The sequence below is a fragment of the Polaribacter atrinae genome (assembly GCF_038023995.1).
GTDB classification, from domain to species: domain Bacteria; phylum Bacteroidota; class Bacteroidia; order Flavobacteriales; family Flavobacteriaceae; genus Polaribacter; species Polaribacter atrinae.
In genome coordinates, this window is the sequence record NZ_CP150660.1 from 1,193,671 (window position 1) to 1,206,900 (window position 13,230).

Consider the following 13,230-nt stretch of genomic DNA (forward strand, 5'->3'; position numbering starts at 1 on the left):
TTCTGGCTCACTTACGAAAGTACTCGCGTACTTTCTTTGTCTGTTATTATTTATTAAATTAACTGCTTAACCACCGCAAAAAATCTTGTACAACAACGTTACCCATAATTAAAAAAAACATCGTGACTAAAGAGAAACACCTTTACCGATTTTTATTTCTTGCGTCAATTTTTATATTACTGATTAACGACTTATACTTGAAATTTGAATATCACAATTATCTGACTGGAAAACTATCAGATTTTGCTGGATTATTTGCTTTTCCATATTTCTTCAGTTGTTTCTTTCCGAAAAGGATAAAGCCAATTTATATTTTAAGTGGGATTTTATTCGTGTTTTGGAAATCGGAATTTTCACAACCAATGTTTGATTTTGCTCACTCATACGGAATCGGAATAAACCGAACAGTAGATTACTCGGATTTAATGGCTTTGCTAATTTTACCAATTTCATATTCTTATTGGAATAAAAAACAAATAATCACAAAAGAACCGAAAAGAATATTTAAACCGATAATTATAGCAATTTGCAGTTTCAGTTTTATTGCAACAACTTTAGCCGCACATATTGAAGAACTGAATTTAAAATCCGATTTTAAAACAACCTTAAATTACGATTTAGAAACTGTAAAAAAAGAATTAAGAATTTATCACGACAGCATTGTTCCAATTGGTTCATTTAAAATCAATTTGGAGGATAAAAAAGCGGAGATTTGGACTAAAATATCTTTGAGAAAAATTGACAGTACTAAAACACAAGTTTCTCTTGATAGTATTCTTGATTTTAAAGTGCAAGGCACAGGAGTTATATTTTACAGCGGAATTGACGAAAATGATGTTGAGTTTATGAAAAAGCTGACTAAAAGTGAAATAGAACAATTATTTGAAAAGTCGATAAACAAAGAGTTTTCGGAAAAATAACTATGGGTAACACCGTATATAATTAATGGCTGGTTTTAGCTTGCTTACGAAAATCCTCGCGGATTTTCTATCTGGTGTTTATTTGCTAAATTAGGTGCTTAAACACGCCACTAATCATATACATAAACGTTAGCAAAAATAACTCGTTGGAACTGCTAAACAGAATTCTGCTGAACTGAACGCAGAAAATAATCACTCGATTTCTGACAATCATTCTGCTGAAAATTACTCGAATTCTTCCGAACGGAACTTTGAAAATTTACTCGATTTCTGACAGAAATTATGCTGAAAAAATCACTCAAAATCGGAACCAAACTTATCGGAATTTATAAAAACAGAGTTTTGTAAAATGAACAAAATCGCTTTCGGAATTTACTCAAATCTGTAAATTCGGAAATGGAATCTCGAAACCTGCTCACTAAAATGTCTCGTTACTTTTGCTAACAGCGTGTATAAAAAATTGCTTATATTGGCTTAACCAAAAGTGGTTGCTCGTTTGCTTGCTTCTGATTTTCCTTCGGAAAATCCTCGCGCACAAACTCGCAACTTTTCATACACGCAACACGTTGGCAAACATTGCTTAATCATACTTATAAAAACTAAAAAAAAATGGATATAGATGAATTTATGAATAATAAATCTGAAACGAAATACGAAGTAAACATTGGAAACGCTTTATTAAGAATTTTAGAAATATCAAATAGGAATCAAGTGTTTATCCAAAACATATTTGAAAGACAATTAGAAATAAAATCATTATTAAAAGGAAAAACTGAATCGGATTTCGACGAATATTTTCGAGATAAAGTTTTCGAAATGGAAAAGGATATTTATGAAATCTCGAAAACCGATTATCATAAGTTGCTCTATCAAGTTCTTGATACGAAGGAATAGCATTTTTACATACAAATACTTTTAATGAAACTTCTTTTTTTGACATAATATTTAATTTTTAATGAATAAATCGAGTAAGATAGTTAGAACAAAGACCACTAATGGTTCTGAAAAGAACCTAGAAGAAATGTATTATGAAATTGAATTTATGACATTTGAAAAGTATGTATCGGAATTGAATAAATATAACGAATATAATTATATCGGAAAACCTAAGTTTGAAAAATACCCTTATAAATGGTATGACTTAAGAAAAATTTACCAAATCCCATCACATTACTTCTTCCATAAATTGAATGTTTTTTTTAACAGAAAAATAAATTTTAATAAAACAAAGACAACGGCAATGTATTTAACTGTGTTTATAATGGAGTCCTTATCTGCTTGGTTAATTGTTGAATTTGTAAAATTAGTTATTAAGAATTTACATACTGAATAAAAAACGTTAGCCAACACCGTGTAAAAAAAATTACTTATTTCTGTAATTATCATTTGTTCTGTTTTTCCTTATTTATTATATTTAAATTCGGAAAGTATTAGCGTTTTTATATCGCAACTTTCCTTACACAAACCCGTTGGCAGTAATGTAAAAAAAACGGAGCTATATTGAAATTTAAGGAAAATTGAAAGAATGAAAAACGAATGAATTACATTGTTGAAAATAAAAAATTAACGCTTCAATATATTCCCGGAAATGGAGCTTGGACATATCAATTGATAATCCCGAACACAAAAAATATTAAAGGAAAATGGGGCGATTTAAAAGTATCTGGAACTATAGATGGTTATGAAATAAAGAATAAAAATTTAGAACCAGTAAAAAATGCGGACAAAAAAATGTCTATAAATTCAGAAATTAGAAACGCAATAAATAAAGATGGTGGCGATACTGTAATTGTGACCTTATATCTCGAAAATCAAACCCAAACTAACGATATTTCTGAAATTTTGGAATGTTTTAAAGATGCACAAGTTTTAGGAATCTTTGAACAATTGGAAAAAAAAGAACAAACAGAAATTCTAAATGAAATTACGAATGTTGCAACGGACGACCAAAAAGCGGAAAAAATAATCAAGTCGATTGAAAATCTTGAGAGTAAAAAAACATAGGAAAATGAAAACACTACTGCCAACACCGTGTATAAAAAATTGCGTAGTTTAGTGCTTAACCAAAGTTAGTTGCATTTTTTGCTACTTCTGATTTTCCTGCGGAAAATCCTCGCACACAAAAAACGCAACTTTCCATACACAAAACCGTTGGGCGTAAGCTAAAAATCAGAACGTTAAAACTTGACAAATGAGTAAAACAAGAATATTTACAACTCGAAAGTTAGAAAAAATAACGAAAGAATTTATATCTGAAAATGAGGAATTTAATAATGAATATTTAGGAGATTGGACTTCTACTCTATTTTATGTAAGTCATAAAAAATGTTGGTTATTAATCAATAAAATGACAAAATACCTTTTAATCTTACCGAATATAAAGAAAACTGACTTAAAAAATATATCTTCTATTTTTAAAGAGAATTTATTTGCTCAACTAACTTTTGACGGAATTGAAACAAGATATGAATTGGTGGAGAAAATAATCGGAGAAATTAAATTGCAGGAAACAAATAATGACAGAAGTACTAATGGTTCTTTAAATAACTGTTTGCTTTTTCTTGAGGATTGGAAATATGAATTTGGAGATTATGAAAATATGAACTTTAGAGATTTGAATGGCAGACTAAATAGTTCACCGAACAAAATGTTGAATTGGAAATATCCAAAAGAAAAAATGAATGAAATGATAAATAATTACGAAAAAAAATCATTTTTAGAAAAAAACAGAATTGTACTTTAAAACAGGAAAGAATTGAAAGATTTAGAATAACAAAATAGAATTTGAAAAAAAGTTGAACAAAAAAGCCTACGCCCAACACCATATATAATTTATTGCTGGCTTTTTGCTTACTTACGAAAATCCTCGCGGATTTTCTATTCAGTTTTTATTTACTAAATTAGGTGCTAAATCACGCAACAAACCATATATAAACACGTTAGCTTTAATGCTGGAGCAAGTTCCCTCCATTCAATAACTTAACGCAACAAATCTAAAATTATAGATTTGTAAAATGGAATTAAAAAAACATAGAAGATTAACTTTAAAAGAAAGAGTGATTATTCAGACACTTTTAATAGAAAAAAAGTCAAAATCCTACATCGCTAAAAAACTAAAAAGAGCACCTTCAACAATTACAAGAGAAGTGAATAAATGGGTACAAAAAAAGGAAGATAATTATGATGCTGAACTTGCTCATTGGTGTGTTAAAGAAGATTACTTAAACAAAAGAAACTTAGATAAAATAAGTACATATTCTCTACTTAAATTTTTTGTTTATAGAGGTCTTTTATCAAACTGGACACCGGAACAAATTTCAGGAAGACTCAAAGAGCTGTATCCTAATGACCCAATAATGTCTATTTCACACGAAGCTATTTATAGACACATTTATACTAGACCACAAGCTCGTTTAAACAAAAAGTTAATCAAACTATTAGTACGTAAAAAAACAAGGCGTAGAACACCTAAAAAAAGACGTGGTGGTGGATCTAAAATAATCAATCAAATCAGCATTGACAATAGACCTAAGCATATTGATCTCAGAAATGAAGTTGGACATTGGGAAGGGGATTTAGTCATTGGAAAAAATCATAAAAGTGCTATTGGAACTATAGTAGAACGCAAAACTAGATTTACTTTAATAGTGAAATTAGAGTCTAAAAAAGCAGGTGAAGTAGCAAACAAATTTTCTAAAATATTAAATAAATTAAATCCTATTTATAAAAAATCAATGACATATGATAACGGAATTGAAATGGCAAGACACGAAATAATCACCAAAAATACAGGTATAAAAATATACTTTGCTCATCCATATTCTTCCTGGGAAAGAGGTACAAACGAAAACACTAATGGGCTCATTAGAAGGTATCTTCCTAAAGGAACAAACTTCAATGAAATTGACCTAAATCAACTACAGATTATTCAAGAAAAATTGAACAACAGACCTCGAAAATTATTGGTTATAAAACTCCTCAAGAAATGATAGATCTTGAACTTAAATTTGTAGCTTAGTAACATCAAAAAACATAAACGCTTTGTTGCATTACAACATTGAATCCAAGCATCGAAAGAAACAACATTGAATCCTAAGACAAAAATTTTAAAAAACTTATGAAAGATAGAATTATTAAATCAAATTTATTAAAAAGTAAACCACATTTTGAAATATTAGACGGCTTAAGAGGTTTAGCTGCTATTGTGGTGGTTATTTTTCATTTTATGGAAATTATTATTACCGATTTTAGTGAAAATTTTATTTCACATGGCTATTTAGCTGTAGATTTCTTTTTCTGTTTATCTGGCTTTGTTGTTGCTTATGCTTACGATAATCGTATTGCAGGTATGGGTTTAAAAACTTTTATTAAATTACGATTAATTCGTTTGCAACCTTTAGTTATTATAGGCTCTGTTTTAGGCTTGCTTACTTTTTTGTTTGACCCTTACAGTAATTTATATGCTATATATGGTTTTAAAGAAACTGCATTAATTTTTATAACATCAACTTTTTTAATCCCCTATCCTGTAGTTTCTGAACGCTATTTTAATCTGTTTAATTTAAACGCACCAAGTTGGTCATTATTTTGGGAATATTTTGCCAACTTAGTTTATGCAACCGTATTGTTTAAAGCCACGAAAAAAGTTCTGCCTATATTGGTTTTTTTTGCAGCAGTCATTCTTATTTATGTAAGTTGGAATTCTGGTAGTTTGCTTGGTGGTTGGAGTGGTGGTACTTTCTTTGATGGTTTAGCTCGTATTTCTTATTCTTTTTTAATGGGAATGTTAATTTTGCGTTCTAACTGGATATTTAAAAACAAATTAGGTTTACTAAGTATGAGTGCTTTATTATTATTAGCATTTTTAGTGCCTTATAACCAACATTGGAATTGGTTAGTCGATTTACTTATAGTTGTTTTATACTTTCCACTATTAGTTTCATTAGGGGCTGGAGCTATTTTTACTGATAAATATACTAAGTTAAATAAATTTTCAGGTAAGATTTCTTATCCACTTTACATGACTCATTATCCATTTATGTGGATATTTGCAAATTTTGTCATTACTGAAAAACCAAGCATTGCTCTGTTAAGTTGGGTAATTCCTATTTCAGTAATTTTACTCATAAGCTTTGCATATTTGGTTTTTAAGTTTTTAGACTTCCCTATACGACATTATTTTACTGATAAATTAAAAGTTAGTTCAGCACGTCAAAAACTAACGAACGAAAATCTGTAAGGGAAAATTATTCATATGAATTTTATCTATAGAATGTTACTAATGCCAATTTAAAACTGACAAATTAGTAAAATATAAATAACAGAATTAGATATGAAACACGAACCGCTAACACGCAATATAGCAAAAAGCGGTGAAGTGCTTAATTGGAACGTTTTTAGCCCGTTTCGGCTTCATCACGGTTTGATAGTGTTTCGCTCGCAATCCGCTTCATGCCATATTGCCAACCGTTGTGGTACATTTGACCAAATCACCCTCCATTCAATAACTTAACGCAACAAATCTAAAATTATAGATTTGTAAAATGAAATTAAAAAAACATAGAAGATTAACTTTAAAAGAAAGAGTGATTATTCAGACACTTTTAATAGAAAAAAAGTCAAAATCCTACATCGCTAAAAAACTAAAAAGAGCACCTTCAACAATTACAAGAGAAGTGAATAAATGGGTACAAAAAAAGGAAGATAATTATGATGCTGAACTTGCTCATTGGTGTGTTAAAGAAGATTACTTAAACAAAAGAAACTTAGATAAAATAAGTACATATTCTCTACTTAAATTTTTTGTTTATAGAGGTCTTTTATCAAACTGGACACCGGAACAAATTTCAGGAAGACTCAAAGAGCTGTATCCTAATGACCCAATAATGTCTATTTCACACGAAGCTATTTATAGACACATTTATACTAGACCACAAGCTCGTTTAAACAAAAAGTTAATCAAACTATTAGTACGTAAAAAAACAAGGCGTAGAACACCTAAAAAAAGACGTGGTGGTGGATCTAAAATAATCAATCAAATCAGCATTGACAATAGACCTAAGCATATTGATCTCAGAAATGAAGTTGGACATTGGGAAGGGGATTTAGTCATTGGAAAAAATCATAAAAGTGCTATTGGAACTATAGTAGAACGCAAAACTAGATTTACTTTAATAGTGAAATTAGAGTCTAAAAAAGCAGGTGAAGTAGCAAACAAATTTTCTAAAATATTAAATAAATTAAATCCTATTTATAAAAAATCAATGACATATGATAACGGAATTGAAATGGCAAGACACGAAATAATCACCAAAAATACAGGTATGAAAATATACTTTGCTCATCCATATTCTTCCTGGGAAAGAGGTACAAACGAAAACACTAATGGGCTCATTAGAAGGTATCTTCCTAAAGGAACAAACTTCAATGAAATTGACCTAAATCAACTACAGATTATTCAAGAAAAATTGAACAACAGACCTCGAAAAATTATTGGTTATAAAACTCCTCAAGAAATGATAGATCTTGAACTTAAATTTGTAGCTTAGTAACATCAAAAAACATAAACGCTTTGTTGCATTACAACATTGAATCCAAGCGCCAAACAACAAATGAACAAACTATTCCACATATTCAGAGTTGACGAAGAAGAAGCAAAAAAGATTTCTGAACAACCTGACGAACCTCACAATCACGACTTTGAAGAATTGTTGATTGGAATAAACGGAGAGTTGGAGCATTTCATTGATTTTAATACCACCAAAATTCAAGCACCTTTTGTGAGTTTCGTAACCAGAGGAAAGGCACACCGAATAATACCAAGAATTTATAAAGGGAAATGCGACATTTGGGGAATTCGTTTCAAGAGTGAATTTATTCCCGAGACTACATTTCAACTATACTCTCTCTACCACGACCAAGCTAACATAAAATTTAAAGAAGGGTATTGTTTTCAAAGATTGGTTACACTTTGTGAGATGATGTATTCAGAAACACAACAAGAAACAACTGACCTTTCTATAACAAGACAACTATTAAGTGTACTGTTCACTATGATAGAAGCCGAAAGAAAAAAGTTAGAAACACAAAATGAGCCTTTGCATAAAACACAGCATATTTCATTTGGAAATTTTCTGACCATTCTCGAAGAAAATTATAAAAGATCTGTTGGCGTAGAATTTTATGCAGAAAAACTATTTATGTCTTCAAGAAATCTGAATCTAATTTGCCAAAATATTTTAGAGCAAAGCGTATCGGAAATCATTGAAACACGAAAACTAATTGAAGCCAAAAATTTGTTGATTTCCACCGATAAAACAATTTCTGTAATTGCCTATGAATTAGGGTACAATGAAAACTCATACTTCTCTAATGTATTCAAAAAAAAGTCTGGACAATCGCCAAGTGAGTTTAGGGACGATATGAAAAAAAGGCTAATTTCCTAAATCTACAATTCAATTACTGAATAATGTAACAATTTGAAGCTTAATTGTTTTCATCTTTGCATTGTTAATTTATTTATAAACAATTAAAAGAAAATAAAATGAAAACAACAAAATGGTCAATAGACCCAGCACATAGCGAAATCACTTTTAAAGTAAAACACTTAATGATTTCTAACGTAAAAGGAGAATTTAAAACTTTTCAAGCAAACATTGATGGCGAAGATTTTACAAAATCAACAATTTCGGCAAACATTGATGCAAGTTCTATATCAACCAACAATAACGATAGAGACACGCACCTCAAAAGTTCTGACTTCTTTGAAGTAGAAAAATATCCAGAAATTACATTTGTAAGCACTTCAATCAAAAAAGTAGATGATGATGAATTCAAATTAGTAGGCGACCTTACAATTAAAGGAACTACTAAAGAAATCACGTTAGATAACGAGTTTGGAGGTTTTATGAAAGACCCTTACGGAAACGAAAAAGCAGGTTTTTCCATAAATGGCAAACTGAACCGTAAAGACTTCGGACTCAATTGGAATGCTGCCTTGGAAGCAGGAGGCGTTATGGTAGGTAATGAGATTAAAATTAACGCAGAGGTTCAATTTATAAAGCAAGTTTCATAATTTATTATGAAATGGATAGAAAACGATTTATAAAATCAATGGCGTTATTGCCACTAATAAGTAGAAGTATGAATTTAAAAGATTTAAACAAAATGACTTCAACAATGAGTAACACAGGCAAAATGCCTGTGTTATTTCTTGGTCACGGAAGCCCAATGAATGCCATTGAAGAAAACGAATTTGTTACGGAATTTAGAAAATTGGGGAAAGAATTGGCACGACCAAATGCTATCCTTTGTATTTCTGCACATTGGGAAACAAAAGGCACGTTTGTTACTGCAATGCAAAATCCACCAACCATTCACGATTTTGGTGGTTTTCCACAAGCATTATTTGACGTTCAATATCCAGCAAAAGGAAGCCCAGAACTTGCACAAGAAACCAAAAGTATTATAACCAAAACAGAAGTTGGATTAGATGATAAATGGGGACTTGACCACGGAGCATGGAGCGTAATCAAACATCTATATCCAAATGCCGATATTCCAGTAATACAAATGAGCATTGATTATTCGCAACCAGCAAAATATCATTACGAACTGGCGAAAGAAATTAGTAGCCTTCGTCAGAAAGGAGTTTTGATTGTTGGTAGCGGAAATATTGTCCATAATCTACGTATGGTTGCTTGGAAAAAATTAAACGAACAATTTGCCTATGATTGGGCAACAGAAGCAAACGAAAAAATGAAAAGTCACATTTTAAGTGGCGACCATCAAAAACTTATTGACTTTAAATCACAAGGAAGAGCTTTTGATTTAGCTATTCCGACACCAGAACATTATCTGCCATTACTTTATACATTGGCATTAAAAGAAGAAAATGAAAAAATAACATTATTCAACGACAAAGCAGTCGGAGGCTCGCTATCAATGACTTCTATAAAAATCGAATCTGTATAAGAAACCGAAAAAAGGCAGCAGCTAACACCGCATATAATTTATTGCTGGCTTCTCGCCTACTTACGAAAGTCCTCGCGGACTTTCTTGGTCGGTAATTATTTACTAAATTAGTTGCTTAAACCACGCAACAAACCATATACAAACAAGTTACCTGCAAGCTAAAAAAAATCTAAATGCCAATAGAGAACATACCAGAAATTTTCTTTAAAGACCCAAAAGTACAACAAGACATATTTGTATATGACTTTAAAATGACAAGCGATGTTGTGAAAAGCAAAGTCAATTTAGGAATGAATATGTTTAGTTTTCTACAAGTTGGTAAAAAGCAAGTCCATTTTGCAAACACCTCTAAAGCAGTTAATAGCGAGCAATCATTATTGTTAAAAAAAGGAAACTGGCTTTGGACAGAGTTATTAGACACGGAAGCGATTTATTATTGTAAACTCTTCTTTTTTTCAGAAAAAAAACTAACCGATTTTTTAAGTAAGTACACCAAAGACGTTAAGCCTTACCAAGAAAAGGTGCCATATTTTGTAATAGAAAATGATGATTATATAGCGTCTTTTATAAGTTCGTTGTCTTCTATAACTTTTGAAGATTCTCCATATTACGATGCAATATTAGCGCTTAAATTTGACGAAATACTATTGTACTTACTAGATAAATATGGTAGCGAGTTTGAACATTACTTACATGCTTTAATCTCTAAAGAAGTATCACCTTTTAAAAATATAGTAGAAGATCACGTGCATTCGAATTTAAAATTAGAAGAAATTGCTTTTTTATGCAACATGAGTTTGTCTACATTTAAAAGACATTTTACTGCAGAATATAAAGAAGCTCCAGGAAAATGGTTAAAAGATAAGCGTTTGCAAAAAGCTAAAGAGTTACTACAAGGTGGCGATTTAAAAGCGTCTGACATCTATTTAGACGTCGGTTATAACAACCTATCTAACTTTAGTGTGGCGTTTAAAAACAAATTCGGAATTAGTCCAACCGAAATCTAAATATTTCTATTTTATTTTAAATTATTGAAAATCAATGTTTTGATAATTAATTAAGATTTAATTAACACAGGTTTTTGCTATTTGGACTGTTTTCATAAGTTATTGAACCGTATCAATAAATACAAAGCCTCTCCTCCATTCTATCTTTGTACCATAATTAAAATGCTTGTCACAAAGCATATATTCACATTAAAAAAACTTACAATTATGGCAAATGTAACAAAACCCGAATTTAAAGAAAGATATGGAAACTTTATTGGAGGAAAATTTGTAGACCCAGTAAAAGGGCAATATTTTGAAAACAGATCTCCTGTAGATGGTAAAGTATTTACACAAGCAGCACGATCAACACAAGAAGATATCAATCTTGCATTAGATGCAGCACACGAAGCGTTTCCTGCTTGGAGTAACACGTCTGCAACAGAACGTAGCAATGCGTTATTAAAAATTGCTCAGGTTATGGAAGATAATTTAGAGTATTTAGCAACCTTAGAAACTATTGATAATGGTAAGCCAATTCGTGAAGCTCGTGCTGCAGATATTCCTTACTGTATCGATCACTTCCGTTATTTCGCAGGTGTAATTCGTGCAGATGAAGGTAGTATTTCAGAACATGACAAAGACACTGTAAGTATCGTATTACACGAGCCAGTTGGTGTGGTTGGAGAGATTATCCCATGGAATTTCCCAATGTTAATGTTAGCATGGAAAATTGCTCCAGCTTTAGCAGCAGGTTGTACAGCTGTTGTAAAACCAGCAGAACAAACACCAACAAGTGTTATGATGTTAATGGAACTTATTGGTGATATTTTACCAGCAGGTGTATTAAACATTGTAACTGGTTTTGGTAAAGAAGCTGGTGCAGCATTAGCAACATCTAACAGAATTGCTAAATTATCATTCACAGGTTCTACAGAAACTGGACGTACAGTATTACATAATGCAGCAGAAAATATTATTCCTGTAACTATGGAATTAGGTGGTAAATCACCAAACATTTTCTTCCCATCTGTAGCAGCTCAAGATGATGAGTTTTTTAGTAAAGCTATTGAAGGTGCATTAATGTTTGCTTTAAATCAAGGTGAAATTTGTACCACTCCATCTCGTATTTTAGTACACGAAGATATTGCAGATCGTTTTGTTGAAAAAATGCAAGAACGTTTAAAATTAGTAAAACCAGGAAACCCATTAGATCCAGAAACAATGATTGGTTCTCAGGTATCTAAAGCGCAATACGAAAAAATATTAAACTATATTAAAATTGGTATTGAAGAAGGTGCTGCTGTTTTAGCTGGTGGTGAAGCTGGTAACTATGAAGGTGAATTATCTGAAGGTTATTACATACAACCAACCGTTTTAAAAGGAGATAACAAAATGAGAGTCTTCCAGGAAGAAATTTTTGGACCTGTTGTAGCCTTAACCACTTTTAAAACTACGGAAGAAGCGATTGCTATTGCAAACGACACACCTTACGGATTAGGTGCTGGTGTTTGGTCTCGTGATGCTCACGAATTATACCAAGTGCCACGCGCTATACAAGCAGGTAGAGTTTGGGTAAACCAATACAATACTTATCCAGCGCATGCGCCTTTTGGTGGTGTAAAAGAGTCTGGATTTGGACGTGAAAATCATAAAATGGCATTAGACCATTACCGTGTTGTAAAAAACATGTTGATCTCTTACGACAAGAAACCTGTGGGATTCTTTTAATTAAAACTTTATAAAATAAGTTTATAATAAAAACCCTGGAAATTCCAGGGTTTTTATTGTTTTAATCAAAGTCTTAATAAAAGATTTTAATCACTTTTTAATTATGAAAAAAACATTCTATCTTTTCCGTTATATCAGCTGGACTGCAAAATAGGTTCACTTCTTGGCTCACTGTTACTTTTTATCGTTGGTGCTTTAAAAACCATTAATGCTTTTAGAGTTGTCATCTTCAATTATATTCCTGAAAATAAAGCACATTTACATCCTGCAGATATAGCCACTACTTATCTTATAAAATCTTTAGATACGTTTTTAATAGCATTGGTGCTATTCATTTTTGCACACGGAGTTTATACTTTGTTTATTTCAAACAAAATATATGATGATGGAAATGGTGTTTTAAAATGGATTAGAACACCAAATATTGGTCATTTAAAAAATGTGCTTGCCGAAGTTATTGTCATTATTCTTTTTGTGAAATTTCTTGAGGTAGTATTTGTAAATATTGACAACCTTAAATGGGAGATTTTAATACTTCCAGCATCTATTGTGCTATTAGCATTGGGTTTAAAATTTTTAAGTCTTAATAAAGAAGATATTGATAAAACTAAAAAATAATA

The 13,230-nt window shown here is 31.0% G+C and carries 13 protein-coding genes and 1 pseudogene; all 14 read left to right on the forward strand.

What is annotated here, in order from left to right; translation table 11 throughout:
• Positions 1-122: 122 nt before the first annotated feature.
• Positions 123-920 carry a hypothetical protein gene (locus WG945_RS05210; protein ID WP_157603717.1) on the forward strand — a complete coding sequence of 266 codons (798 nt, stop codon included), beginning with the start codon at positions 123-125 and terminating at the stop codon, positions 918-920.
• A 609-nt stretch (positions 921-1,529) separates the two neighbouring features.
• On the forward strand, positions 1,530-1,814 hold the full coding sequence (locus WG945_RS05215) for a hypothetical protein (protein WP_068450408.1): 285 nt from the start codon (positions 1,530-1,532) through the stop codon (positions 1,812-1,814).
• 61 nt (positions 1,815-1,875) lie between these two features.
• Positions 1,876-2,253, forward strand: a complete 378-nt coding sequence (locus WG945_RS05220) for a hypothetical protein (protein ID WP_068450410.1) — start codon at positions 1,876-1,878, stop codon at positions 2,251-2,253.
• Between the two features lie 203 nt (positions 2,254-2,456).
• Complete coding sequence (locus WG945_RS05225) at positions 2,457-2,924, forward strand: DUF1905 domain-containing protein (protein ID WP_282074077.1); 468 nt, start codon at positions 2,457-2,459, stop codon at positions 2,922-2,924.
• Between the two features lie 187 nt (positions 2,925-3,111).
• On the forward strand, positions 3,112-3,663 hold the full coding sequence (locus WG945_RS05230; RefSeq protein WP_068452251.1) for a DUF6933 domain-containing protein: 552 nt from the start codon (positions 3,112-3,114) through the stop codon (positions 3,661-3,663).
• A gap of 271 nt (positions 3,664-3,934) precedes the next feature.
• A pseudogene (locus WG945_RS05235) lies at positions 3,935-4,938 on the forward strand (IS30 family transposase).
• Positions 4,939-5,037: 99 nt separating this feature from the next.
• Positions 5,038-6,159, forward strand: coding sequence for an acyltransferase family protein (locus WG945_RS05240; protein ID WP_068449003.1), 1,122 nt, complete (start codon positions 5,038-5,040; stop codon positions 6,157-6,159).
• A 304-nt stretch (positions 6,160-6,463) separates the two neighbouring features.
• Positions 6,464-7,468, forward strand: a complete 1,005-nt coding sequence (locus WG945_RS05245) for an IS30 family transposase (protein WP_340866996.1) — start codon at positions 6,464-6,466, stop codon at positions 7,466-7,468.
• 39 nt (positions 7,469-7,507) lie between these two features.
• On the forward strand, positions 7,508-8,365 hold the full coding sequence (locus WG945_RS05250) for a helix-turn-helix transcriptional regulator (RefSeq protein ID WP_231874667.1): 858 nt from the start codon (positions 7,508-7,510) through the stop codon (positions 8,363-8,365).
• A gap of 98 nt (positions 8,366-8,463) precedes the next feature.
• Positions 8,464-8,994 carry a YceI family protein gene (locus tag WG945_RS05255; protein WP_068450426.1) on the forward strand — a complete coding sequence of 177 codons (531 nt, stop codon included), beginning with the start codon at positions 8,464-8,466 and terminating at the stop codon, positions 8,992-8,994.
• A gap of 11 nt (positions 8,995-9,005) precedes the next feature.
• Entirely contained in the window at positions 9,006-9,893 is an 888-nt protein-coding gene (gene ygiD / locus WG945_RS05260; protein ID WP_082864249.1) for a 4,5-DOPA dioxygenase extradiol, read from the forward strand.
• Between the two features lie 173 nt (positions 9,894-10,066).
• On the forward strand, positions 10,067-10,900 hold the full coding sequence (locus WG945_RS05265; RefSeq protein WP_068450418.1) for a helix-turn-helix domain-containing protein: 834 nt from the start codon (positions 10,067-10,069) through the stop codon (positions 10,898-10,900).
• A 207-nt stretch (positions 10,901-11,107) separates the two neighbouring features.
• Positions 11,108-12,610 (forward strand): aldehyde dehydrogenase family protein, encoded by a 1,503-nt coding sequence (locus WG945_RS05270; protein ID WP_068450422.1) that lies wholly within the window; start codon positions 11,108-11,110, stop codon positions 12,608-12,610.
• A 204-nt stretch (positions 12,611-12,814) separates the two neighbouring features.
• Positions 12,815-13,228: a YqhA family protein gene (locus WG945_RS05275; RefSeq protein WP_231874666.1), complete on the forward strand. Its 414-nt coding sequence runs from the start codon at positions 12,815-12,817 to the stop codon at positions 13,226-13,228.
• The last annotated feature ends 2 nt before the right edge of the window (positions 13,229-13,230 follow it).